Source organism: Rahnella sp. P4_A8 (assembly GCF_056402435.1).
In genome coordinates this window covers 26112-51987 of the sequence record NZ_JBFUHK010000003.1, presented here as the reverse complement: position 1 = coordinate 51987, position 25876 = coordinate 26112, and the positions used below count along the sequence as shown (strand labels likewise).

24 protein-coding genes are annotated in these 25876 nt (G+C 53.0%); 20 read left to right on the top strand and 4 right to left on the bottom strand.

From position 1 onward, the window contains the following. Window positions 1-180 precede the first annotated feature (180 nt). Window positions 181-846: a DUF1007 family protein gene (locus AC1DUO_RS02625; RefSeq protein ID WP_223509731.1), complete on the top strand. Its 666-nt coding sequence runs from the start codon at window positions 181-183 to the stop codon at window positions 844-846. After that, window positions 837-1856: a nickel/cobalt transporter gene (locus AC1DUO_RS02620; protein ID WP_449632209.1), complete on the top strand. Its 1020-nt coding sequence runs from the start codon at window positions 837-839 to the stop codon at window positions 1854-1856. Before AC1DUO_RS02625 ends, AC1DUO_RS02620 begins: the two co-directional genes overlap by 10 nt. A 79-nt stretch (window positions 1857-1935) precedes the next feature. On the opposite strand, the gene suhB is transcribed toward AC1DUO_RS02620, so the two are convergent. Continuing rightward, window positions 1936-2739, bottom strand: a complete 804-nt coding sequence (gene suhB / locus AC1DUO_RS02615) for an inositol-1-monophosphatase (RefSeq protein WP_013574361.1) — start codon at window positions 2737-2739, stop codon at window positions 1936-1938. A 127-nt stretch (window positions 2740-2866) separates the two neighbouring features. Between suhB and trmJ the strand changes: the two genes are divergently transcribed. The 16 genes from trmJ to AC1DUO_RS02535 all read left to right on the top strand — a co-directional run bounded on the left by trmJ (window position 2867) and on the right by AC1DUO_RS02535 (window position 19352). Further along, complete coding sequence (trmJ, locus tag AC1DUO_RS02610) at window positions 2867-3604, top strand: tRNA (cytosine(32)/uridine(32)-2'-O)-methyltransferase TrmJ (protein ID WP_013574362.1); 738 nt, start codon at window positions 2867-2869, stop codon at window positions 3602-3604. A 215-nt stretch (window positions 3605-3819) separates the two neighbouring features. Beyond that, window positions 3820-4314, top strand: a complete 495-nt coding sequence (iscR, locus tag AC1DUO_RS02605) for a Fe-S cluster assembly transcriptional regulator IscR (RefSeq protein ID WP_013574363.1) — start codon at window positions 3820-3822, stop codon at window positions 4312-4314. A 274-nt stretch (window positions 4315-4588) separates the two neighbouring features. Then, on the top strand, window positions 4589-5758 hold the full coding sequence (locus AC1DUO_RS02600) for an IscS subfamily cysteine desulfurase (RefSeq protein ID WP_314523439.1): 1170 nt from the start codon (window positions 4589-4591) through the stop codon (window positions 5756-5758). An 81-nt stretch (window positions 5759-5839) separates the two neighbouring features. Continuing rightward, complete coding sequence (pepB, locus tag AC1DUO_RS02595; protein ID WP_449632210.1) at window positions 5840-7150, top strand: aminopeptidase PepB; 1311 nt, start codon at window positions 5840-5842, stop codon at window positions 7148-7150. An 82-nt stretch (window positions 7151-7232) separates the two neighbouring features. Then, complete coding sequence (gene sseB / locus AC1DUO_RS02590; RefSeq protein ID WP_013574366.1) at window positions 7233-8096, top strand: enhanced serine sensitivity protein SseB; 864 nt, start codon at window positions 7233-7235, stop codon at window positions 8094-8096. 222 nt (window positions 8097-8318) lie between these two features. Beyond that, a complete protein-coding gene (gene ndk, locus AC1DUO_RS02585; RefSeq protein WP_013574367.1) occupies window positions 8319-8744 on the top strand; it encodes a nucleoside-diphosphate kinase in 426 nt (141 codons plus the stop codon). A gap of 225 nt (window positions 8745-8969) precedes the next feature. Continuing rightward, complete coding sequence (rlmN, locus tag AC1DUO_RS02580) at window positions 8970-10169, top strand: dual-specificity RNA methyltransferase RlmN (protein WP_013574368.1); 1200 nt, start codon at window positions 8970-8972, stop codon at window positions 10167-10169. A gap of 100 nt (window positions 10170-10269) precedes the next feature. Then, the gene (gene pilW, locus AC1DUO_RS02575; RefSeq protein ID WP_041673193.1) at window positions 10270-11007 is read left to right on the top strand and encodes a type IV pilus biogenesis/stability protein PilW; all 738 of its coding nucleotides are present in this window, start codon (window positions 10270-10272) and stop codon (window positions 11005-11007) included. Then, window positions 10997-11989: a cytoskeleton protein RodZ gene (gene rodZ, locus AC1DUO_RS02570; RefSeq protein ID WP_443567998.1), complete on the top strand. Its 993-nt coding sequence runs from the start codon at window positions 10997-10999 to the stop codon at window positions 11987-11989. Before pilW ends, rodZ begins: the two co-directional genes overlap by 11 nt. A 42-nt stretch (window positions 11990-12031) precedes the next feature. Next, entirely contained in the window at window positions 12032-13153 is a 1122-nt protein-coding gene (gene ispG / locus AC1DUO_RS02565; protein WP_013574371.1) for a flavodoxin-dependent (E)-4-hydroxy-3-methylbut-2-enyl-diphosphate synthase, read from the top strand. A 136-nt stretch (window positions 13154-13289) separates the two neighbouring features. Next, entirely contained in the window at window positions 13290-14564 is a 1275-nt protein-coding gene (gene hisS, locus AC1DUO_RS02560) for a histidine--tRNA ligase (RefSeq protein ID WP_126124671.1), read from the top strand. 13 nt (window positions 14565-14577) lie between these two features. Next, the gene (locus tag AC1DUO_RS02555) at window positions 14578-15198 is read left to right on the top strand and encodes a YfgM family protein (protein WP_013574373.1); all 621 of its coding nucleotides are present in this window, start codon (window positions 14578-14580) and stop codon (window positions 15196-15198) included. 11 nt (window positions 15199-15209) lie between these two features. After that, on the top strand, window positions 15210-16391 hold the full coding sequence (gene bamB, locus AC1DUO_RS02550; protein WP_013574374.1) for an outer membrane protein assembly factor BamB: 1182 nt from the start codon (window positions 15210-15212) through the stop codon (window positions 16389-16391). A 211-nt stretch (window positions 16392-16602) separates the two neighbouring features. Then, the gene (der, locus tag AC1DUO_RS02545) at window positions 16603-18087 is read left to right on the top strand and encodes a ribosome biogenesis GTPase Der (protein WP_013574375.1); all 1485 of its coding nucleotides are present in this window, start codon (window positions 16603-16605) and stop codon (window positions 18085-18087) included. A 66-nt stretch (window positions 18088-18153) separates the two neighbouring features. Further along, window positions 18154-19110 carry an AEC family transporter gene (locus AC1DUO_RS02540; RefSeq protein ID WP_013574376.1) on the top strand — a complete coding sequence of 319 codons (957 nt, stop codon included), beginning with the start codon at window positions 18154-18156 and terminating at the stop codon, window positions 19108-19110. 11 nt (window positions 19111-19121) lie between these two features. Continuing rightward, the gene (locus AC1DUO_RS02535) at window positions 19122-19352 is read left to right on the top strand and encodes a zinc ribbon domain-containing protein (RefSeq protein ID WP_134705517.1); all 231 of its coding nucleotides are present in this window, start codon (window positions 19122-19124) and stop codon (window positions 19350-19352) included. Here the strand turns inward: AC1DUO_RS02535 and AC1DUO_RS02530 are convergent. From AC1DUO_RS02530 to AC1DUO_RS02520, 3 genes are all read right to left on the bottom strand, one after another. After that, window positions 19337-19681, bottom strand: coding sequence for a protealysin inhibitor emfourin (locus AC1DUO_RS02530; RefSeq protein WP_037036404.1), 345 nt, complete (start codon window positions 19679-19681; stop codon window positions 19337-19339). The genes AC1DUO_RS02535 and AC1DUO_RS02530 overlap by 16 nt on opposite strands. Further along, window positions 19682-20716, bottom strand: coding sequence for a M4 family metallopeptidase (locus AC1DUO_RS02525; protein ID WP_449632298.1), 1035 nt, complete (start codon window positions 20714-20716; stop codon window positions 19682-19684). A 135-nt stretch (window positions 20717-20851) separates the two neighbouring features. Then, on the bottom strand, window positions 20852-21934 hold the full coding sequence (locus tag AC1DUO_RS02520; protein WP_477986415.1) for a LacI family DNA-binding transcriptional regulator: 1083 nt from the start codon (window positions 21932-21934) through the stop codon (window positions 20852-20854). Between the two features lie 214 nt (window positions 21935-22148). Here AC1DUO_RS02520 and AC1DUO_RS02515 point away from each other — a divergent pair, with 214 nt between their 5' ends. Further along, window positions 22149-23462: an MFS transporter gene (locus AC1DUO_RS02515; protein WP_013574381.1), complete on the top strand. Its 1314-nt coding sequence runs from the start codon at window positions 22149-22151 to the stop codon at window positions 23460-23462. Next, window positions 23459-25828 carry a glycoside hydrolase family 31 protein gene (locus AC1DUO_RS02510; protein WP_477986413.1) on the top strand — a complete coding sequence of 790 codons (2370 nt, stop codon included), beginning with the start codon at window positions 23459-23461 and terminating at the stop codon, window positions 25826-25828. Before AC1DUO_RS02515 ends, AC1DUO_RS02510 begins: the two co-directional genes overlap by 4 nt. Window positions 25829-25876: the final 48 nt, after the last annotated feature.

Here is a 25876-nt window from a genome sequence, read left to right as displayed (position 1 = left end):
GCCGAAAAGGTATCGCCTGAAATTATTAGTCAAGCATAGCAAAGCGAATGCCCGCAATAAGGCGCGGGGATTGGCTTTTACTCCGGCTTACAACTCAGATCACAGATATTTTTGACGACCGGTTAAATGCACAGCAAAATACTGTTACTTAGTAACAATATAATGGCGCCTGATATGGAAATGACGTTACACCAGGCCCGGAACCGGCCTTTCTCCCGTTACGCCAAATGGCTGGGCGTTGCGCTGTTCTGTCTGCCCGCAACGGTGCTGGCGCACCCGCACAGTTTTATTGATATGCAGACCACGCTCGTGGCGAATGAAACCTCGCTGACCGGGCTGAAAATGGTCTGGACGATGGATGAAATCACCTCGGCAGATTTGTTGTACGACGCACAGAACGCCAAGCCGGGGTCTGATATCTGGAAGAAACTGGCGGCCGAAGTCATGGCGCGGGTGCTGAGTCAGCATTACTTCACAGATTTCTATCGTGACGGAAAACCGGTGAAATATCTGGATCTGCCCAGTGAGTATCAGCTTTCCCGTAAGGGCGATCAGGCAGTGCTGGAATTCGTCCTGCCGCTGGCCAAACCGCAAGGGCTGGAAGGCAAACCGATGGAATTCTCCACTTTTGATCCTTCGTATTTTGTCGATATGACCTATAAAGACAAAACCGCGTTGCATCTGCCACCGGCGCTGGAAAAACGCTGTACGCTGGCACTGTTTACGCCGAAGCCGGATGCCTCGCTGCAAAATTATGCCCTGTCACTCGATAAGGCTGATGCCCCGCCGGAAGACATGGATCTTGGTCAGCAATTTGCTCAGAAGGTCACGCTGGAATGTCATTAATCTCCACGCCATCGAAAACCCTGTCCTGGCGCGATCTCTGGCCGCTGGCAGTATTTCTGTTGCTGCTGGCGGGCGGCGCTTCCCTGTTAATCCATTACTGGCCGCGTATTTTGCTCAGCAGCATTATCTGGCAGCGGGAGTTACATCAGGAACTGGCGGGTCTGCTGCGGCAGGTGAAAGAAAATCCGATGCAGGCGGGTATGACGCTGGCCGGTTTTAGCCTGATTTATGGCGTGATCCACGCCATCGGGCCGGGGCACGGCAAAATCGTTATCACCACCTATCTGGCGACGCATCCTTCGCGACTGAAAAACAGCCTGAAGCTGACCTTCGCGTCGGCGATTGTGCAGGGGCTGGTGGCAATATTATTGGTCAGTGTGGTGCTCGGCGTGCTGCAACTGTCTTCGCGTCAGCTGCATCAGAGCAGTTTCTGGATGGAGCGGGGCAGTTTCATTCTGGTGATGTTGCTGGGGTTGCTGTTGTGCTGGCGGGCGCTTAAACGGATGTGGCAAACCATCAACAGTTTGCGTCCGGTTCACGCCATGAAAATCCACAGCCTGTCGCCGATGGGCAATGAAACGCATGTCCACGACGAACATTGCGGTTGCGGCCATCAGCATGTGCCAAACGATCAGCAGCTTCAGGCGGGCGGAGATTTGCGCACGCAGGTGGCGATTGTGCTGGCGATGGGATTGCGCCCGTGTTCCGGCGCGATCATGGTATTGCTGTTTTCCAAGGTGATTGGCGTCTACAGCTGGGGCGTGATTTCAGCCATTACGATGGCCATCGGCACGTCGCTGACCGTCTCCCTGATTGGCGTACTGGTGTTTTACAGCCGTGCGCTGGCGGTGAAACTAAGCGCAACCCGCACGCCTGCGGCGTGGCAGCGGATCACCTGGTCGCTGCTGGCGCTGACCGGCGGAATTGTGCTGCTGGTGGCGGGCATTTTGCTCTTCAGCACGGGCGGCGGTGATGTTTCGCCGATAACCGGCGGGCCATTCAGGGGATAACCTCCTGTACATAAACAACAGACATAAAAAAACGGACGCCCGAAAGGACGTCCGTTTTTTTAACTGATACTCAGCGGAATTAACGCTTCAGCGCTTCGCTCAGTTCATCACGCATGGTCATAAGAATACCTTTAACGACGCGTGGGTTGCCGGCAACGATGTTGCCTGACGAGAAGTGGTTGTGGCCGCCAACAAAGTCAGTCACCACGCCGCCGGATTCACGAACCAGCAGTTCGCCGCCAGCGAAATCCCAGGGCTTGAGGGCGATTTCGAAGAAACCGTCAACGCGGCCAGCAGCCACGTAGGCCAGATCCAGCGCAGCAGAACCGGTGCGACGGAAGTCTGCACATTCGGTGAACAGTTTGCCAACCACATTCATGTAGCTGGTTGCGTGTTGTTTTGCTTTGAACGGGAAGCCGGTCGCCAGAATGGTGCCGTCGAGATCTTTCGCGTTAGTACCGCGCAGACGGTAACCGTTCAACTGTGCGCCCTGACCACGGCTTGCGGTGAACAGCTCGTTACGCATGGGATCGTAAACTACCGCGACTTCAGTGCGGCCTTTGATGCGCACGGCGATAGAAACAGCGAAATGTGGGAAGCGTTTAACGAAGTTGGTGGTGCCATCCAGCGGGTCGATAATCCATTGTACGTCTTTGTCTTCGCCTTCCAGCTCGCCACACTCTTCACTGATGATGGTGTGTTTTGGATAGGATTTGCGAATAACATCGATAATCATGTGTTCTGCATCGCGGTCTACGTTGGTAACAAAATCGTTGGTACCTTTTTGTGTAGATTCTACAGAGTCTGGCGTTTCGTAATGTTTGGCAATCAGGTTACCGGCCTTGCGCGCAGCGCGCACGGCGATGGTGAGCATCGGATGCATGGATATCTTCCAACTAGGATGTTAAAGAACGGGAATACGGGAAACGGCGCGCAGTATAGCAGGGGTTCTGAAAATTAACTACCGTTGTGTTAGGCTGTTGTGATTTTCCGTCTGGTTAAGAGTTCCTATGCTGCCCAATATCCGCATTGTATTAGTAGAAACGTCCCACACTGGCAATATGGGCTCTACCGCCCGTGCTATGAAAACCATGGGTTTATCAAGCCTTTATCTGGTGAATCCGCTGGTAAAACCTGACTCGCAGGCTATCTCTTTGTCTGCCGGAGCCAGTGATGTCATCGGTAACGCGACAATTGTTGATACGCTTGATGAAGCGCTGGCTGGCTGTAGTCTGGTGATCGGTACCAGCGCACGTTCCCGCACACTGCCTTGGCCGATGCTTGAACCGCGCGAGTGCGGTGAGCACAGTGCGAAAGCCGCACAAACCGCGCCGGTGGCGCTGGTGTTTGGCCGCGAACGCGTCGGGCTGACCAACGAAGAACTGCAAAAATGTAACTATCACGTGTGCATTCCGGCAAACCCTGAATACAGCTCGCTGAATCTGGCGATGGCTGTGCAGATTATTGCCTATGAAGTACGCGTCGCACATCTGGCCTTGCTGGAAGCGGCAAAACCGCAAATCGAATACGAAGAAACGCCGTATCCGCTGGTCGACGATCTCGAACGTTTCTATCAGCATCTGGAAAAAACCTTGCTGGAAACCGGCTTTATTCGTCAGGCACATCCGGGGCAGGTGATGAGCAAATTACGCCGTCTGTTTACCCGTGCACGACCTGAATCTCAGGAATTAAACATCCTGCGCGGTATCCTGACGTCGATTGAAAAGACTCATAGCAACAAAGAATAAGTATCGAAATTTGATTATAAAAAACCAGTTTTTTGTTTTTTATCAAAGTGTTGTCGATTATCAGTAAATGACAGCAATAGTGCGGTTCTGCCCGCACTGTAATACTTGAGTAAATTACTAGGTTAAATAGTTGACTGTTTTACTCGGGAATGGCAGACTCGTTTGCATGTTCCGCACTATTGAATTTCTAAGTCATTTAAACAGGTAACCATGCTATGAGACTGACATCCAAAGGCCGTTATGCCGTGACCGCTATGCTCGACGTTGCACTGCATTCCCAGGAAGGACCAGTACCACTGGCTGACATTTCTGAGCGTCAGGGTATTTCCCTTTCTTACCTGGAGCAGCTTTTCTCGCGCTTACGCAAAAATGGTCTGGTTGCCAGTGTTCGTGGTCCGGGCGGTGGTTATCTGTTAGGTAAAGATTCTGGTGATATTGCCGTTGGCGCAGTGATTACTGCCGTTGACGAATCTGTCGATGCGACCCGTTGCCAGGGTAAAGAAGGCTGCCAGAATGGCGAACGTTGCCTGACTCACACCTTATGGCGTGATCTGAGCGAACGCATCAGCGGCTTCCTGAACAATATTACGCTGGCAGAGCTGGTCAATAATCAGGAAATCCTGGAAGTGGCTGACCGTCAGAACGGTGAAACCCGTCGTCAGCCGAATGGCCGCCAGATGGAAACTATCAACGTCAATCTTCGAGCCTAATCCCCGTCATCCTTCGCGCCGCCTCGGGGTTTGCTCCGTTGCCGCCTTGATGCGACACGAATGATTTAGGGGATGCATGCGAATTCTTACGTTACTAAAAGCCCGCGGAAATGCACATTTCCGCGGGCTTTTGCTTTTCTGACGTCAATTCTTACCGATTAGTGCCCGCAAAGCGTCATTTCCCTTTTAAGAAGCCGTGAACCCGTTTTAAACTGGATGTCGTTTTTTAATTCTTTCGTTCGAAGCCGAACGCGCAGTCCGGAGCCTACCTGCCATGAAAATACCTATTTATCTTGATTACTCTGCCACCACGCCGGTTGATCCGCGTGTTGCACAGAAAATGATGCAGTGTTTAACACTGGACGGTACTTTCGGTAATCCGGCTTCCCGTTCTCACCGTTTCGGCTGGCAGGCTGAAGAGGCGGTGGATGTAGCGCGTAACCTGATTGCCGAGCTGATTAATGCCGATCCGCGTGAAATCGTCTTCACGTCGGGCGCCACCGAATCTGACAATCTGGCGATTAAAGGTGCCGCCCACGCGCACAGCGCGAAAGGCAGACACATTATTACCAGCCAGACTGAGCATAAAGCGGTGTTAGACACCTGTGCACAGCTGGAATCGGAAGGCTTCGACGTCACCTATCTGGCGCCGCAGGCAGATGGTTTTATTCCGCCAGCGGCGATTGAAGCGGCGCTGCGCCCGGACACCATTCTGGTGTCCATCATGCAGGTGAATAATGAAATCGGCGTGGTACAGGATATTGCGACCATCGGCGAACTGTGCCGCAGTCGGGGCATCCTTTTCCATGTGGATGCGACCCAAAGTGTGGGCAAGATTGCGATTGATCTCAGCGAGTTGCAGGTTGATCTGATGTCGTTTTCCGCGCATAAGATTTACGGCCCGAAAGGCATCGGCGCGCTGTACGTGAGTCGTAAACCGAAAGTGCGGATTGATGCGCAAATCCACGGCGGCGGTCATGAACGCGGCATGCGTTCCGGTACATTGCCGGTGCATCAGATTGTCGGGATGGGCGAGGCTTATCGTATCGCCAAAGAAGAAATGACCGCCGAAGTAGCGCGTCTGACTGAACTGCGCGATCGCCTGTGGAAAGGCATTCAGGCGCTGGATCAGGTGTTTCTGAACGGCACGCCGAAGCATGCGGCACCGAATATTCTCAACGTCAGTTTTGCCGGTGTAGAAGGGGAGTCTCTGATCATGGCGTTGAAAGATCTGGCGGTATCGTCAGGTTCGGCTTGTACGTCTGCCAGCCTTGAGCCTTCCTATGTTCTGCGTGCTCTGGGATTAAGTGAAGAACTGGCGCACAGCTCCCTTCGCTTCTCGCTGGGGCGCTGGACAACGGAAGAAGAAATTGATTATGCGATTGCGCTGGTGGTGAAATCTGTCCGCCGCCTGCGTGAGTTGCCACCTGTTTATACGAAATGAAGTGCCACCCGATGAAAGGGTGATTTGCCTGTCATTGAAAATGAATATTCATTGAAGATAAAAAACATCAGGAGTGCTGTTATGAGTTCCGAAGTCACGACCAATGAAGCAATGTCCGTATTCCTTTCTTCCCAGCCTGCTGATGCGCGCTGGGGCGAAAAAGTCACACTGAGCACCGATTCCGCCGGTATGACCATTCATTTGAATGGCGGCGATGTGCTGACGGTCATTGCCCGTGCCGCGCGTCGTATCGACGGTCAGGGTGTTAAAAATGTTAAACTGGCGGGTGAAGGCTGGGATCTCGAAAATAGCTGGGCATTCTGGCAAGGCTTCCGTGGCCCGAAAGGCACACGCAACGTTGAATGGGCAGAATTGTCCGAAGATGACGCCAACACGCTTAAAAAACGGCTGAAAATCATCGACTGGGTACGTAATACCATTAATACCCCGGCAGAGGATTTGTCCCCTGAACAACTGGCGACCCGCGCGGTTGATCTGATGTGTGAATTCGGTAATGAAAAAGTCAGCTACCGCATCACCAAAGGCGACGACCTGCGTCAGCAAAGTTATATGGGTATCCACACCGTGGGCCGCGGTTCTGACCGTCCGCCGGTATTACTGGCGCTGGATTACAACCCGGGCGGCGACGCAGATGCACCGGTTTACGCCTGTCTGGTCGGCAAAGGTATCACTTTTGATACCGGCGGTTACAGCCTGAAGCCAAGTGCGTCAATGGATTCCATGAAAGCGGATATGGGCGGCGCGGCCACGCTGACCGGCGCACTGGCGCTGGCAGCGGCGAACGGTCTGAATAAACGTGTGAAACTGTATCTGTGCTGCGCGGATAACATGGTCAGCGGCAATGCACTGAAACTGGGCGACATTATCCGCTACCGCAACGGTAAAACCGTTGAAGTGATGAACACCGACGCCGAAGGCCGTCTGGTGCTGGCTGATGGCCTGATCGACGCTTCTGCGCAAAAACCCGAACTGATCATTGATGCGGCCACGCTGACCGGCGCGGCGAAAACTGCGCTGGGTAACGATTATCACGCACTGTTCAGCTTTGACGATGCACTGGCAGGCGAACTGCTGGAAAGCGCGAAAGCCGAACACGAACCGTTCTGGCGTCTGCCACTGGAAGAATTCCACCGTTCTCATCTGCCATCTAACTTTGCTGAACTGAACAACATTGCCGGTCCTGCACACACTGCGGGCGCAAGCACAGCCGCTGCGTTCTTGTCTCATTTCGTCACTGACTATAAGAAAGGCTGGCTGCACATCGACTGTTCCGCAACGTACCGCAAAAGCGCAGCGGATCAGTGGTCTGCCGGTGCGACAGGTCTGGGGGTGCGTACCGTCGCCAACCTGCTGTTAGCCAAGGCGAAGTAAGTTTTAGAAAGCAATGCATGCATGAAGCACAACGGGGCGCTTAACAGCGCCCCGTTTTATACCACTAGCGGAGTTAAGAACCATGAGTGTCCCACACGATCATCTCCCTGCCAGCGCGGCGGCGACCGACGGTGAAAACGAGCTGGAGCGCCTGCTCCGCCTGTCTGTCACCGCGCCTGCCTGGCGTCCGGCGTTTTATCAAACTTTGCTGGAGTCCACCGTGTTTGTGCTCGGTGATGCAGGGCAGGATGACGCTGAAAAGCAGGGCAGTGTGGCGATTACCGCAGGCAGTGAACTGAATGTTTTGCACTGGGAAAAACAGGACGGCAGCTCGATCATTCCTTTCTTTTCCTCTGTGGAGGTTCTGGAAAAAGCCAGTGCCGGCGAAAGCCCGGATGAGCAGGCGTTTGTCGCGCTGCCTGCCCGCGTGTTGTTTGAAATGACACAAGGGGAGGAGTTGTTTCTGAATCCGAAGTCGGAGTACGGCAAGGAATTCACCCCGAACGAGGTCACGCTGTTGCTGAGCAATGGCGGGTTAAATGCGCCGTCTGAGCTGGTGCTGGATAAAGAAAGTCAGCTGCTGATCGGCCAGCCGGAGGAGTATCCTTCCGCCATGATCGACGCGCTCACCACGCTTTTCACTCAGAAGAAACCGGTGCGCCGTGCATTTATGGCGCTGATCCACGATAAAGCCGTGGATGAACAGCCAAACCTGCTGATTGGCGTCGAAGCGGACGGTGATGAGCAGGAGATTGACGCGCTGATCCGCGAGGCAGGGAATGTGGCGAGTGAAACCTCTCCCGACGAGCGTCCGGTGGATTTCTGTATCGTTTCTGAAAAAGAGCGTGGCATCAGCCATTATCTGATCAGCCACACCCAGCCGTTCTATCAGCGCAAGTGGGGAAGCTGGTTGCGCAATATTATTCCTTCGTCAGGACAGGCATAAAAGTGAGAGGACACCAGGGGAAAGCACCGTTTTGCCCCTGTTTTGTTTGCGGGAAATAGGTGGTTTAGGTTCGATAGTGAATTAATCACACATTTTTTTAATTAAATGTTGTGATTCGGGTAGGCAATCGTAACTTCGCTCCCTATAATCACCGCCATTTTACGGCAGGTATAACATTAAATTAACCGGCCCTACCTATAAAAGTCAGACAGAGGTTTTTTCATGACTATCGAACGCACTTTTTCCATCATCAAGCCAAACTCCGTAGCTAACAACGACATCGGTGCTATCTACGCACGTTTCGAACGCGCTGGCTTCACCATCATCGCGTCTAAAATGCTGAAACTGACGAAAGAACAAGCTGAAGGCTTCTACGCAGAACACAAAGGCCGTCCGTTCTTCGACGGTCTGGTTGAGTTCATGACCTCTGGCCCGATCATGGTTCAGGTTCTGGAAGGTGAAAACGCGGTTCAGCGTAACCGTGACATCATGGGCGCCACTAACCCGGACAACGCACTGGCTGGCACACTGCGTGCAGACTTCGCGGATAGCTTCACTGCTAACGCGGTTCACGGTTCTGATGCTGTAGAATCTGCACAACGCGAAATCGCTTACTTCTTTACCGAAAGCGAAATCTGCCCGCGTTAAGATTTTTGAGTCACCGTTGCTGGAAGATAAGCCGCAAATTCACAAGAATTTTGTAACTGTACTTTCCAAACATGGCAACCGTGCCCTAAAATTTGTACAATGTTGCGCCCCGAATGAGCCAGCCTCTTCGGGGCGCAATTTTATTTGCAGGCCAGCCGTTACCTTTCGGGCCAGGCTCTGCACTTCCAATACGCCATAACGTGTAACAACGAGGCCATTTTCATCATGTTAGAATCCAACACGTCCGAGCCAATTTTGTCTGAAAATAACGCTGTTTCCGCAGAAGCCGTGAATACTGTCGTGCCTGCTGCCGCAAAAATTAACCTTCTTGACCTTAACCGCAAGCAAATGCGTGAGTTCTTCATCAACATGGGCGAAAAACCGTTCCGTGCTGATCAGGTCATGAAGTGGATGTATCACTACTGCAGCGATGATTTCGAGCAAATGACCGATATCAATAAGGCGCTGCGTGAAAAGCTGGCCCGCGTTGCAGAAATTCGTGCACCGGAAGTCGCGTCAGAACAACGTTCAACTGACGGCACCATCAAGTGGGCGATTCAGGTGGGCGGACAACTAGTTGAAACCGTGTATATCCCGGACGGCGACCGTGCGACGCTTTGCGTTTCCTCTCAGGTCGGCTGTGCACTGGAATGTACTTTCTGTTCCACGGCGCAACAGGGCTTTAACCGTAACCTGCGTGTGTCCGAAATTATCGGTCAGGTATGGCGTGCGGCAAAAATTATCGGTGCGGCGAAAGTGGCCGGTACGCGCCCCATCACCAACGTGGTGATGATGGGCATGGGCGAACCTTTGCTGAACCTCAATAACGTGGTTCCGGCCATGGAAATCATGCTCGACGATTTCGGTTTCGGTTTGTCAAAACGTCGCGTGACGCTTTCCACATCGGGTGTCGTCCCTGCGCTGGACAAGCTGGGCGATATGATTGATGTCGCGCTGGCGATTTCCCTGCACGCACCTAACGACGCCATTCGTGACGAAATTGTGCCGATCAACCGCAAGTACAATATCGATACCTTCCTGGCCGCTGTTGAGCGTTATATTAGCAAATCCAACGCCAATCAGGGCCGCGTTACCATCGAATACGTTATGCTGGATCACATCAATGATGGCACCGAGCATGCGCATGAACTGGCTGAGCGTCTGAAGAATACGCCATGTAAAATCAACCTGATCCCATGGAACCCGTTCCCGGGCGCGCCGTATGGCCGCAGCTCGAACAGCCGTATTGATCGTTTCTCTAAAGTGCTGATGGATTATGGCTTTACAGTTATCGTGCGCAAAACCCGTGGTGATGACATTGATGCCGCGTGTGGTCAGCTGGCCGGTGATGTTATCGACCGTACCAAACGTACGTTGAAGAAAAAAATGGCAGGCGAGCAACAGATTTCCGTAAAAGCCGTCTGATCCCAATGGGCTTCGCTACAGTGTTCCGTCGAAGCCCGCTGTTTTATTGTCGCTGGCAGGGTAAAGGGAATTAAGCATGACAATGAAGGGCAGTGTGAAAATGCTGATCGCCGCAGGCATGACTGTGGCTTTACTGGCGGGATGTTCCAGTTCACCGAAAGAAACGCAACAGGCCAGCGGCGCAGCACAAACGCGTCTCGAACTTGGCATGGCGTACCTGAATCAGGGGAACATGGAGGCGGCCAGGCAGAATCTGCAGAAAGCCGTTGACGGTGCGCCGCAGGATTATCGGACACAGCTTGGCATGGCGCTTTACGAGCAAAAAAACGGCAATCAGAAAGCAGCGGAAAGCCGCTACCAGCAAGCGTTGCAGCTGGCGCCGCAAAATGGGACGGTCTTAAATAATTACGGTGCGTTTTTGTGTAGTTTAGGGCAGTATGTACCCGCACAACAGCAGTTTAGCGCCGCAGCTAATGCGCCTGATTACGGTCAGGTTGCTGACAGTCTGGAAAATGCAGGCTACTGTTTTCTGAAGGCCAATCAGAATGAGGAAGCGCGAGTGTTACTAAGCCGGGCATTGAAAGTGGATCCCGATAAAGGCGCACCCTTGCTGACTGAGGCAACCAAAGAATTTGGGGAAGGGAACCGCGCTCAGGCGAAACTATTACTGGATGTATATCAACATGTTCTGCCAGCCACTGCCGACAGCCTCATGTTACAAATTCGATTCGCTGCGTTAGCGGGCAACCCGGATAGCGTTCAACGCTACGGTAAGCAACTTGCGCGTAGTTATCCACAATCTAAACAGTACCAGCAGTTCTTAGCCAATGAATACTGAAGCCCCTCAAGAAAATAATGCAAAACTGACTACAGGCGAACGTCTGCGTCAGGCTCGTGAACAGTTAGGTCTTAGTCATCAGGCTGTTGCAGAACGCCTGTGTCTGAAAGTCTCAACTATTCGCCAAATCGAAGAAGAAACGACGCCGGCCGATCTTGCGCCGACTTTCCTGCGTGGTTACCTCCGTTCCTATGCAAAACTGGTTCATGTCCCGGAAGAAGAATTATTAGGTCTGATCGGTAAACAAGCGCCGATTAAAGTGCCTAAAGTGGCTTCAATGCAGGGATTCTCTCTCGGTAAGTCTCGCAAAAAACGCGATGGCTGGCTGATGGGCTTTACCTGGCTGGTGGTGTTTGTGGTGATTGGCCTGACCGGTGCGTGGTGGTGGCAAAATCATCAGGCGCAACAGCAGGAAATCGCAACAATGGCCGATCAATCATCGGCACAACTGAATCAGGATAACGGCCAGGGGCAAACTATTCCTCTGGGCGACAATGCGAATTCTGCACCGACAACAGAAGATACTTCTTCTGACCCGGCTCCTGCTGCAAACACAACACAGCCGCAGAATTCTATCCCGCTGAATACCGCACCGGGCGCAGCAGCAAGCAACGCACCGGCAGCATCAGGTACGCCAGCGGAGCAAGCGCCTGCCGCTGTTTCAACCAGTCAGCCTGCAACTGCTGAAAACGGTCTACCAACCGGTGATGCACAAACTGCGGCAGCAGGTGCGGATCCACAAGCGGTGACCTTTACCTTTAAAGCTGACTGCTGGTTCCAGATTGATGACGCATCAGGGAAAACCCTGTTCAGCGGCATGAAGAAAGGCGGAGAGACCTTCAGCGTGAAGGGCACTGCGCCGTATAAACTGAAAATCGGTGCGCCGGGGGCGGTGGATATCCAATTCCAGGGCAAGCTGGTTGATTTAAGTCGTTTTGTAAAATCAAGCCGTGTTGCGCGCCTGACCTTAGCTGCCGAGTAATCGGCAGTTTGTCAGACGATTGCAACGATGGAGAGTGAAGTAATGCATAACCAAGCACCCATTACCCGTCGCAAATCAACCCGGATTTATGTCGGCAAGGTGCCTGTAGGTGACGGAGCACCGATTGCGGTGCAATCGATGACCAACACTCGCACCACAGATGTCGCGGCGACAGTCGCACAGATCAAATCACTGGAACGCGTCGGTGTCGACATTGTTCGCGTTTCTGTGCCAACCATGGATGCGGCAGAAGCATTCAAACTTATCAAACAGCAGGTTAATGTCCCGCTGGTCGCTGATATTCATTTCGATTACCGCATCGCCCTGCAGGTTGCAGAATACGGCGTAGATTGCCTGCGTATTAATCCAGGTAACATCGGTAACGAATCCCGCATCCGCTCCGTGGTGGATTGCGCACGCGACAAAAATATTCCTATCCGTATCGGTGTGAACGGTGGCTCCCTGGAAAAAGATATTCAGGAAAAGTACGGCGAACCTACGCCGCAAGCGTTGCTGGAATCGGCGATGCGCCACGTTGATATTCTTGACCGTCTTAACTTCGACCAGTTCAAAGTCAGCGTGAAAGCCTCTGACGTTTTCCTGGCTGTTGAGTCCTACCGTCTGCTGGCTAAGCAAATTGTTCAGCCTCTGCATCTGGGAATTACCGAAGCCGGTGGCCTGCGTGCAGGTTCCGTTAAATCAGCCATTGGTCTGGGCCTGCTGCTCTCAGAAGGTATCGGCGACACGCTGCGTATTTCGCTGGCGGCCGATCCGGTTGAAGAAGTCAAAGTCGGATTCGATATCCTCAAATCACTGCGTATCCGTTCCCGTGGTATCAACTTTATTGCCTGTCCGACTTGTTCGCGTCAGGAGTTTGATGTCATCGGTACCGTGAATGCGCTGGAACAACGTCTGGAAGATATCATCACGCCAATGGACGTTTCGATCATTGGTTGTGTGGTTAACGGTCCGGGCGAAGCGCTGGTTTCTACCATGGGCGTCACCGGCGGTCATAACAAAAGCGGTTTCTATGAAGATGGTGTCCGTCAGAGAGAGCGTTTTGATAACAATGATATGATCGACCAGTTAGAAGCAAAAATTCGCGCCAAAGCGGCGATTATGGATGAGAGTAAACGTATCGTTATCAATCATCTTGAAAAGTAACATCGGTTGCAGGTGTCAGCGTACATCTGCATTATTATATTGAACCCGACTGGGGTAATGGCGTCTGTGCGTTGAACCACAAGCCACAAAGCCCCTATAATCGGGTTCATTTTTTATAAAACGATAGAGAACTGACGTGGCAAAGAATATCCAGGCCATTCGCGGCATGAACGACTACCTGCCAGAAGACACAGCCCTGTGGCAACGTATTGAAGGATCGTTGAAACAAGTGCTTGGCAGTTACGGCTACAGTGAAATCCGTATGCCGATTGTAGAGCAGACCCCATTGTTTAAACGCGCTATCGGTGAAGTGACTGATGTCGTGGAAAAAGAAATGTATACCTTTGAAGACCGCAACGGCGAAAGCCTGACGCTGCGTCCGGAAGGTACGGCGGGCTGCGTGCGCGCCGGTATTGAACATGGTCTGCTGTACAATCAGGAACAACGTCTGTGGTACATCGGTCCGATGTTCCGTTACGAACGCCCGCAAAAAGGTCGCTATCGTCAGTTCAATCAGTTGGGTGTAGAAGTCTTTGGTCTGCAAGGGCCGGACGTTGATGCCGAATTAATTCTGCTGACCGCCCGCTGGTGGCGCGCGCTGGGGATTTCTGAGCACGTGGCGCTGGAACTGAACTCTATCGGTTCACTGGAAGCCCGCGCGAACTATCGTGATGCGCTGGTGGCTTTCCTGGAGCAACATAAAGACAAGCTGGATGAAGACTGTAAACGTCGCATGTACAGCAATCCGCTGCGTGTTCTGGACTCCAAAAATCCCGATATTCAGACGTTATTAAATGATGCACCGGAACTGGGTGATTATCTTGATGAAGAATCAAGAGAACACTTTGCAGGTCTGTGTGAACTTTTAGAGCAGTCTGGTATCCCATATACGGTTAATCAGCGACTTGTGCGCGGTCTGGATTATTACAACCGCACCGTGTTCGAATGGGTAACCAGCAGCTTAGGCTCACAAGGTACTGTGTGTGCGGGTGGCCGCTACGACGGTCTGGTCGAACAACTGGGCGGTCGTGCAACACCGGGTGTCGGTTTCGCCATGGGGCTGGAACGTTTGGTATTACTGGTTCAGGCCGTAAACCCGGACTTCAAAGCACCGGCAACCGTCGACACCTACGTGATCTCATCCGGTGCTGGCACGCAAAGCGTGGCTATGCAACTGGCTGAAACACTGCGTGATGCGCTGCCTGAGCTGAAAGTTATGACTAACTACGGTGGCGGCAATTTCAAGAAACAGTTCGCCCGTGCTGATAAATGGGGTGCGCGTGTTGCCCTGGTACTAGGCGAAACTGAAGTCGCTAACCAGCAGGTCGTCGTAAAAGACCTGCAGAGTGGAACGCAAGAAACGCTGGCGCAAAGCGAAATCGTCGCGCGTCTGGCTTCGATGTTGGGTTAAGGAGAAGGACACTGTGGAAGTCTATACCACTGAGAATGAACAGGTTGATGCTGTACGTCGCTTCTTTGCCGAAAACGGTAAAGCGCTGGCCATCGGCGTTGTTCTGGGTATTGCAGCCCTGGGCGGCTGGCGTTTCTGGCAGAGTCACCAGGACTCTGCCCTGACGGAAGCTTCTGCGTCTTTCCAGCAAGCTAATCAGTCGCTGACCAGCAATAACGCGAAAGGCGTGGCTGATCTCGAAAAATTTGCTCAGAGCAATGACAATAATTACGGCGTATTTGCCGCCCTGCAACTGGCTGATCATTTTGTCGGAACCAGTGATTTCGCCAATGCTGAAAAGCAATTAGTGCAGGCGCAAGGTCAGGCCAAAGAAGATAATTTACGTTCGCTGGTGAACTTACGTCTGGCGCGTGTCCAGATGCAGCAAGGCAAATTTGATGATGCACTCAAAACGTTAGACGGCGTGAAGGGTGAAGGCTGGACGGCTATGCAACAAGGCATCCGTGGTGATGTTTTGCTTGCCAAAGGCGATGCAAAAGGTGCTCGTGAAGCCTACAGCAAAGGACTTGATTCTAAACCCTCTCAAACGCTGCAAACCGTGCTGCGTATGAAATTGAACAACTTAGCCAGCTAAGGGGAACCCCGATGCAATTGCGTAAAACACTCTTGGTAGGATGGGTTTCTGTTGCCCTGCTAAGTGGCTGTTCATTGTTTAACAGCGAAGAAGACGTGGTCAAAATGTCTCCTCTGCCAAAAGTTGAGAACCAATTCACACCGACGCAAGTGTGGAGCAAATCCGTAGGCGACGGCATTGGCGAATTCTACTCCAATCTGCGTCCGGCCTGGCAGGACAGCACCATTTTTGCGGCTGACCGTTTTGGTCTGGTTAAAGCACTCGACGCTGACAGTGGTAAAGAAAAATGGAGCGTCAACCTGTCTGAAAAGACCGGCTTCCTCTCCCGAAATATTTCTGCACAGCTGTCTGGCGGCCTGACAGTTTCAGGTGATCACGTTTACGTTGGCAGTGAAAAAGCTATCGTTTATGCATTGAACACCACTGATGGTAAAATCGCCTGGCAGACCAAAGTGGCGGGGGAAGCATTGTCCCGTCCGGTTGTCAGCGATGGTCTGGTTCTGGTTCACACCGGCAATGGTATGTTGCAGGGTCTGAATGAATCCGACGGTACCATTCAATGGACCGCTAACCTCGATATGCCAACGCTGTCTCTGCGTGGTGAATCAGCGCCTGCAGTAGCCTTTGGTGCTGCAATCGTCGGTGGTGATAATGGCCGCGTCAGTGCTGTACTGATGAAAGAAGGTCAGCTGATCTGGCAACAACGTATTTCTCAGACTACCGGTACGACTGAAATCGACCGTCTGAGCGATGTGGATACCACGCCGGTTATCGTTGATGGCGTTGTTTATACGCTGGCATACAATGGCAATCTGGTGGCGATGGATCTGCGTTCTGGTCAGATTATGTGGAAACGTGATGTTGGTTCTGTGAATGACATCATTGTCGACGCAGGCCATATCTATATGGTTGACCAGGATGACCGCGTGATGGCGCTCGATACTCAGGGTGGTGTCAGCGTGTGGCGCCAAAGTGAGTTGCTGCACCGTAACCTGACGGCACCGGTGCTGTATAATGGTTACATTGTGGTCGGCGATTCCGAAGGCTATCTGCACTGGATCAACACCACTGATGGTCGTTTTGTTGCTCAGCAGAAAGTCGACAGCGATGGCTTCCTGAGTGCGCCGATTGTGGCAAGCGACAAGCTGGTTGTGCAGGCGAAAGGTGGCGAGGTTTACTCCTTCACCCGCTAATACTGCGACCGGCATCTGGCCCTGAGGTCGGTTGACCCCGGGCTTTAAAACGGCTCCTGAATTGCTCAGGGGCCGTTTCGTATTCTGAAATCCGCGTAATCCCAAATGAGAGATTGCGCTGTAACAAATTGAATTATAGTGGTTTGCAATGAAATTCAGCAGGCCAGCTATTTGCGTTTAGCACCACCTATAAAAACACTGAGGCTTCAAAATGATACCTGTCGTTGCGCTTGTTGGGCGCCCGAATGTGGGTAAATCCACTTTATTTAACCGTTTAACCAAGACGCGTGATGCGCTGGTGGCGGATTTCCCGGGGCTTACGCGTGACCGCAAGTATGGTCGTGCCGAAATTGAGGGTAATGAATTCATCATCGTGGATACCGGCGGTATTGACGGTACCGAAGATGGCGTTGAAACCCGCATGGCAGGGCAATCTCTGCTGGCTATCGAAGAAGCGGATATCGTGCTGTTCATGGTGGATGCGCGCGCGGGCCTGATGCCTGCCGATCAGGGCATTGCCCAGCATCTTCGCAGCCGTGAAAAAGCCACTTTCCTGGTCGCCAACAAAACTGACGGGCTGGATCCGGACAGCGCAACCGGTGATTTCTACTCACTCGGTTTGGGCGATGTGTATGCTATCGCGGCTTCACACGGCCGTGGCGTGACGCAACTGATCGAACACGTACTGATCCCGTTCGTGGGTGAAAAGCCGGAAGAAGTCGAACTGACCGAGGAAGAAGCTAACGCAGCTTACTGGGCCGAGCAGGAAGCCACCGGTGATGAAATCCCTGAAGACGAAGAAGATAATTTCGACCCGCAGTCTCTGCCAATCAAACTGGCTATCGTCGGACGTCCGAATGTAGGTAAGTCCACACTGACTAACCGTATTCTGGGTGAAGAGCGCGTCGTGGTTTATGACATGCCGGGCACCACCCGCGACAGTATTTATATCCCGATGGTGCGTGACGAGCGTGAATACGTTCTGATCGACACCGCCGGTGTGCGTAAGCGCGGCAAAGTGACTGAAACCGTGGAGAAATTCTCGGTAATCAAAACCCTGCAGGCGATTGAAGATGCCAACGTAGTGATGCTGGTTATCGATGCCCGCGAAGGCATTTCCGATCAGGATCTCTCGCTGTTAGGCTTTATCCTCAACAGCGGGCGCTCGCTGGTTATCGTGGTCAACAAGTGGGATGGCATGAGCGAAGAAGCACGTGCTCAGGTTAAAGATCAGCTGGATCTGCGTCTTGGTTTCGTTGATTTTGCCCGCATTCACTTCATCTCTGCCCTGCACGGCAGCGGCGTTGGTAACCTGTTTGAGTCAGTAAACGAAGCGTACACCTGTGCAACCACGCGTGTGAGCACTTCCTTACTGACCCGTATCATGCAAATGGCGGCTGACGATCACCAGCCACCGCTGGTCAATGGTCGCCGCGTGAAACTGAAATATGCTCACGCCGGGGGTTATAACCCGCCAATCGTGGTGATTCACGGTAATCAGGTGAAAGACCTGGCTGATTCCTATAAACGCTATCTGATGAACTATTTCCGTCGTTCACTGAAAGTGATGGGAACGCCAATCCGCATTCAGTTCAAAGAAGGTGAGAACCCGTATGAAGGCAAGAAAAACTCGCTTTCTCCTCACCAGCAGCGCAAGCGCCGACGTCTGATGCAGCACCTGAAAAACAAATCCTAAACGAATGGGGTGCATGAAAATGTACCCCTTTTTTTCGTCTTAATTTCCCCGCAAGGAGCTGGCTGGATGTTCTGGCAGACCTGGAGTTTTGCGTTTGGCGTTACGGTTCCCAATTTATTGATCTTGCTGCTGGGCGTGTTTTTGCGCCGCACTGGCCTGATGGACGACAGTTTTAACGAGAAAGCCAGCCGGCTGGTGTTCAATATCGCCTTACCTTGCCTGCTTTTTTTCAGCGTGGCGCAAGGGCATGATTCCTCAGGCTCAAATCTGCCGCTCGCCATTTATGGTGGCCTTGGCACCGTCGCTTCATTTCTGTTGCTGGAACTGGTGGCGATAAAACTGGTGAAAGACCCGCGTGAGCGCGGTATTTTTGTTCAGGGAGGATTCCGCGCCAATACCGGCATCGCGGGTCTTGCTTATGCCTCGCTGGCCTTTGGCAGCGAAGGTATTGCGCTGGGGTCGATGTATCTGGCGGTCACAGTGATCCTCTTCAACGTGCTTTCCGTGATTACGCTAACCCGTAGCCTGAAAGGCGGGCAGGGGAATAGCATCGGGCTGAAGCCGATTCTGCGCGGTATTATCACCAATCCGCTGATTATTGGTCTGGTGCTCGGGCTGGCGTTTAAGTACAGCCATTTACCGATGCCAGCGACCATTGCCAGCACCGGTGAGTTTATTTCAGGGATGGCGCTGCCGCTGGCAATGTTATGTGCCGGTGCCAGTCTTGACGTGAAGGCGATGTTCCGCAGTTCTCACGTGGCAGCCTGGTCTTCCGCGTCACGTGTGATATTTGTGCCTGCGCTGATGACCTTCGGGGCATGGCTGTTTGGCTTTCGCGACGCGGCGCTCGGCGTTATATTTCTCTTTTCCTGCACACCGACCGCAGCGGGCAGCTACGTGATGACCCGTGCAATGGGCGGCAACGCGACGCTGGCGGCGAATATTATTGCCGTCACCACGCTCGGATCATTTTTCACTACCGCACTGGGTCTGTATTTACTGCGGACGCTGGGTGTTATTTAGAGGGATAGACGATGGATGCACTTTGTCCGGTTTGCAGCCAGCCGATGAGCTGGGTAAGTGGTCACTTTCATTGTGACGCCGGCCATGGCGACTATCAGCAAATCGCATTATGCCCGGATTGCCAGCAACCGTTGCAGGAGCTGAAAGCCTGCGGCGCGGTAGATTACTTCTGCCAAAACGGGCACGGGATGATTTCTAAAAAAAGGGTACAGTTTACGTATTCGCCTTATTCCGCAGAGTGATCGTCAGGGGGAGCCTGCTTCCATAAATTCACCAGTTCCTCGGGCGTTTCGGTTTCAGGAATAATCACCACCAGGCTGGCCGAATGCGCTTCCGATGCATAGTAAATCTCCAGCCGGAAATAACGCTGGTCGCCATGACCGGCGTTTTCTTTTTCCTGAGCATAGGGCAGGGCTTTGTTGATGAGCTGGCAAATTTCCCGCCGCTTATCATCACTCATACCTGAAAGTTCGACCCGTCGCGGCCCGCTGAGTTTCGGGATAAACGCAATGCCGCCTTCGCGGTAAATCTCAATGACCGCATTACTTTCCAGCGAATCTAAAGGTTTCATTTACATCACTCCGACCTGCTCCCAGGCTTCACGAACCGCTTGTGCAACGGAAGCGTCAAAGCGTTTTTCCGCATGCTGAATCGTCAGTTGGGCGAACGTGACAAAGTCTGCATTCTTGGGCAGGGATTCATCACAAACCGTGTCATACCAGACGTAACCTGCACGTTTCCACGCGTTACCACCCAGTTTAGTCGCTGCCAGATAGAACGCGCGGTTAGGTATGCCTGAATTAATGTGCACACCGCCGTTGTCATCGCGGGTATTCACATAACCCTTCATGTCTGCCGGTTGCGGATCTTTACCCAGCAGCGGGTCATCGTAAGCGGTGCCGGGATGAGACATAGAACGCAGGCCGGAACCGTTAATGCCTTTCGCCAGCAAGCCTTCACCAATAATCCAGTCGGCTTTATCGGCAGTTTGTTTCAGGTGGAATTGTTTCACCAGCGAACCAAACACATCCGACATCGATTCGTTCAGCGCGCCGGACTGGCCGTTATATTCCAGACCTGCTTCCGTTTCGGTGACCCCGTGGGAAAGCTCGTGCCCGACAACGTCGATAGCAATCGTGAAGCGGTTAAAGATTTCGCCGTCACCGTCACCAAACACCATCTGCTGCCCGTTCCAGAAGGCATTCTGATAGCCTTTGTCATAATGCACCGTGCCGAGAAGCGCCAGCCCTTTGTTATCAAGGGAATTTCGCTGATAGGCCTGCCAGAAGAAATCATAGGTCACGCCAAGATAATCATAGGCTTCATCCACCGACACATCGCCGTTACTTGGCTGACCTTCCTTACGCACGGATTCCCCCGGTAGTCGGGTGGTATTTTTGGCGTCATAAATATCACGCTCAACCTGACCCGCTTTGGCTGTCACGATCTTCTGCGGTTTGGCGTAGGGCTGTGCCATCAGGGTATTCACATGTACCAGCGTCTGTCTGGCACATCTGCGCTGGGGCTCTGAACCGTGTTCAATAATACGGTTAAGCATGTAGGGCGGGATAACGCTGTTGTAACGCTTTGCTGAACTGTGATTCATCATGAATCTCCTTATCAAGAGTCACCCGAAGGTGAAAACAAGGTGTTCTGACCGTCTGATACTGAAAGCCGGCTAATGAATAGTCATCACCGTCAGTATAGGACTGCTGAGCGTTAAGCCTGTTAAAGATGAGATTTATCTGTCCGGCTGCGGGTCATACAACGTATGCGAATGACAAATCACAGCGCGTCCGCTGGCTTTTCTGACCGATTCGCGCACCACCAGTTTTCCCTGCAACAGCTGCGTTGTGTGAGGCGCATCGGGGCGCAGCATGCGCCGTTGCAACAGGGAAATCGCTTCGGCACCGAGTTCATCGCGCGGCACATGCACCGCTGTCAGCGGCACATCGTGAATTTCTGCAAGATTGAATCCGTCAGTGCTGATAACGCTGATATCCCCGGGCACGGAAAAGCCGCGTTTAGCCAGCGCTGCTACCGCGCCGGAAGCCATAAAATCGCCACCGGCCAGGATTGCGGTCGGCAGCGGCTGGCCGGGCGGCAAGGCATCCAGAAATTCCAGCAGCGCCTGTTCGCTTTCCTGGGCACCGAATCCTGAGGTATTCAGCAAATGCTGGCTGTCACTGAAAACCTGATGATGGCGCGTGAACGCCTGTTTAATCCCCGTGAGCCGAAGTTCCATCGTATGACGTCGCAGGCACTGCACGGTCACGATATGTGTGTGGCCCTGAGAAAAGAGATAGTCGCAGGCGAAATCGCCCATCGTCTGATGATCGGGGCTGACACTGTCATGGCGCATATGCCGGTCATGGCAATTGACCAGCACGCAGGGCTTGCCCATGTCAGCGGCCAATTGATGAATGTGAGGATCGTCGATACCGACCAGTAATACGGCTTCGGTTTGCGGATCGGTCATTTTGGCGATGAACAGCGCAGCATCGGCGTTTTCTTCTTCCATCGCACAATAACGGACGCGCACTTCATGATGGGCGGTGGCAGCCAGAATGCCCTGGATCACCTTGTAGTAAAAAATATCGCTGCGCACATCAAAGGCGCGGGCGGGAGCGAAAATCAAAATGTTGTTGAGCATCAGCCTGCCGGTGGAAAGGCCATCGAGAACGCCCTGAGATTTGGCACACTCAAGCACGCTGTCGCGCGCCTTGCTGCTGGTGTTATTTTTTCCGGCTAAAACCCGTGAAACGGTACTGATCGACAACCCTGTCTGGTCGGCAATTTGCTGGATATTTAACTTTCCTTTCAAACTGTGATCTCCTTCAAAATCGTCCATGCAAAAATTTTCATATCAGAAGATGTGCTTCCCGTGAGCTTTTATCCTCCCTGACTTCCCCGTCCAGTTATAGCGTGAAAGCTTTTGCAAAAAATCACGTTTCCCTCACAAATCCGGCTGCCTACTCTGCAGAAGTACCTCACATGACACATCATCTGCGGCCAGGCCGACGGGTGGGAGAACGGACATGACAATTCAAATAAATACCGGGACAGCTGCGGTTGCAGGACGCAGAAAGATAAAGGCTTTACGCTGGTGGATGCTGGCGCTGTTTCTGCTCGGCGTGACGGTCAACTACGTCACCCGAAATTCTCTGGGGTTACTGGCGGCTGAACTGAAAACCAGCCTGAACATGACCACGGAACAATATTCTTACATCGTCGCGGCGTTTCAGGCGGCGTACACCATTTTCCAGCCGTTGTGCGGCTGGCTGATTGATGTAATTGGCCTGAAGCTGGGCTTTCTGATCTGCGCCTCAATCTGGGCGGTGGTTTGTATGCTGCATGCAGGGGCGGGCAGTTGGATCCAACTCGCCGTTCTGCGCTTCTTTATGGGCAGTGCCGAAGCGGCGGCGACTCCGGCCAACGCCAAAGCGATTTCCGACTGGTTCCCGCGTAAAGAGCGTCCGGTTGCCGCGGGCTGGGCAGGCGTAGGCTTCTCGATTGGTGCCATGCTGGCCCCGCCGATTATCCTGGTCGCGCACGTGTCATTTGGCTGGCGTGGTGCGTTCCTGTTCTGCGGCGTGCTGTCGATGCTGTGGGTTCTGCTGTGGTGGAAGTTCTACCATTCACCGGAAACGCATCCGAACCTGAGCAAAGATGAACTGGCGCTGATCCGTTCAGATAACGAGCCGCAACAAACGCGTCTGCCGTTTATCAAATCGCTGAAAATTGTCTGTAAAAACAAGAAATTCTACGGTATCGCCATTCCGGCATTTCTGGCTGAGCCTGCGTGGGCGGTGTTCAGTTTCTGGGTGCCGTTGTATCTCGCCAATGAACGTGGGATGGATTTAAAACACATTGTGATGTTTGCCTGGCTGCCGTTCCTGGCCGCYGACCTCGGCAGTATTGCCAGCGGCTATCTCACTACGCTGTACCGCAAAGTGTTTGGCTGCACCCGCATTAACTCCATCGTCGCCAGCTCCGTCACCGGCGCATTTATGATGCTGTCGCTGGCGCTGGTCGCCTTGACGCAAAGCCCGTATGCCGCCATCGCCCTGATTTCCATCGGCGGTTTCGGTCATCAGGTGATTTCCTGCATGCTGAGTGCCGTCGTGGTGGAGACATTCGATAAGAGCCAGGTGGCGACAGTTAACGGCATGCGCGGTTCTTCGGCGTGGATCGCCAGTTTCCTGTTTTCACTGCTGATCGGCGCCGTTGCCGACAAAATGGGTTTCAATCCGCTGTTTATCGCGATGGGTTTCTTTGATTTGATCGGCGCAGTCTTCCTGGTTGCTCTGATCGCTGAACGCCGCAATCCGGCAAAAAGGGAGAGTCTATGAAGACGTTAAAACACTGGGAGCTTGCCGGGCAGGATGAAGCAGGCGTGGATTTGCGGGTTGATGGTAAACATCTGTTTTCTCTGCGTGTGCTGGAACAGGGTTTAATCCGCGTATTCATCCAGCGAAACGGCGAGCTTGCGCTGGATCGTACCTGGAGTATCGCACCACAAAATGATGCACCATGGGAAGGGCGTGACCGTCTGAGCAACGAAGGTTTTTCAGTGCCGGGTTATCAGCTCGAACAGGGCGACGATTGCCTGACACTGACACTGACCACTGAGGCGCTGCGCGTCACGGTGCATCAGCCGTTGTGGCTGGAGTGGGAATATAAAAATGAGGCCGGTGTCTGGCAGCCGCTGGTAAAAGATCGGAAAACCGGTGCGTATATGCTCGGCGTGAAAAACGAAGCATCGGCGCACTATCAGCTGCGTGAGGTGCAGGATGGCGTGTACGGACTGGGCGAGAAAGCCGGTGATCTCAACCGTAGCGGCCGCCGCTTTGAAATGCGTAATCTGGATGCGATGGGTTATAACGCCGCCAGCACCGATCCGCTGTATAAGCATATCCCGTTTACCCTGACGCGGCGCAATGGTGTCAGTTTTGGCGTTTTCTACGACAATCTCAGCAATGTCTGGCTTGATCTCGGCAATGAACTGGATAATTACCATCTGCCTTACCGTCGTTTCAGTGCCGAAGCGGGCGATCTGGATTACTACCTGTTTGTCGGCCCGACGTCACTCGACGTCACCAAAAAGCTGGTGCGCCTGACCGGTAAAACTACCTTTGGGCCGAAATGGAGTCTCGGTTACAGTGGCTCGACCATGTATTACACCGATGCGCCGGATGCCCAGCAACAGCTGATGAAATTCATCACGCTGTGCGAACAGCATGAAATTCCGTGTGATTCATTCCAGTTATCATCGGGTTACACCTCGATCGGCAACAAGCGCTACGTCTTTAACTGGAACTACGACAAAGTGCCTGAGCCGGAAGTGATGTCGAAAGCGTTTCTTGACGCTGGTATCCGTCTGGCGGCCAATATCAAACCTTGCCTGTTGCAGGATCACCCGCAATATGAACAGGTTGCTGAGCAGGGTTTATTTATCCGTGACAGCGAAAGCGACGTGCCGGAACGCTCAGTATTCTGGGATGACGAAGGTTCCCACCTCGATTTCACTCATCCGGCCGCTGTGCGCTGGTGGCAGAAAGGCGTGACACAACAGCTGCTTGAAAAAGGCATCGGCTCGACGTGGAATGACAACAACGAGTATGAAGTCTGGGACAGCGATGCGCGCTGCCACGGTTTCGGCAAATCCATCGCCATCAAACATATCCGTCCGGTGATGCCGCTGCTGATGATGCGTGCGTCGTTTGAAGCACAGCAAAACTTTGCGCCGGAAATCCGGCCGTATCTGATTTCCCGCTCAGGTTGTTCCGGCATGCAGCGTTACGTGCAAACGTGGAGCGGTGATAACCGCACTAACTGGCAGACGCTGCGCTACAACACCCGCATGGGCATCGGCATGAGTTTATCCGGTTTGTATAACGTCGGGCACGACGTCGGCGGATTCTCAGGGGATAAGCCGGATGCCGAACTGTTTGTCCGCTGGGTGCAAAACGGCGTGATGCATCCACGTTTCACCATTCATTCCTGGAATGATGATCACACGGTGAATGAGCCGTGGATGTATCCGCAGGTGACGCCGCTTATTCGTGATGCCATCCGTCTGCGTTATCGCTTATTGCCTTATTTCTACACCTTGCTGTGGCAGGCTCATGCGGATGACGAGCCGATGCTGCGCCCGACATTCCTCGACCACGAGCACGACAAAAACACCTTCGCGGAAACCGATGACTTCCTGATGGGACGTGATTTGCTGGTCGCCAGCGTGGTGGATGAGGGGCAGCGTGAGCGTAATGTTTATCTGCCTGATAACGGAATGGGCTGGTGCGATTTCTATACCGGCGAATGGTTTGCGGGCGGGCAGACAATCACCCTCGACGCACCGCTGGACAGATTGCCGCTGCTGGTGCGCGCCGGTGCTGCATTGCCGCAATCTTGCCGTCTGGCGCATGTTGAGGCCAGTAAAGATATGCTGCGTGAATTGCATGTGTATCCGGCACCGGGTCAGGTGACATCGTCAGGCATGCTGTTTGAAGATGACGGCGAAAGCCATCGCTGGGAGCAGAATCATGCGCTGTGGCTGAACTGGGATATCGCCAGTGACGATCAGCGAATCAACATCACGCTGACGCAGCGCGGCGATTTCAAACCGGCGTGGAAAACCCTGAGCATTGTGCTGCCGCAAAGCGAACCGCGTGAAGTTTGGGTGAATGGCGTGAAGACAAATAACTATAATCTGTAAGCTTTTCAATCTCCTCCCCCTGCGAAGGGGGAGGATGGGGGAAACCTA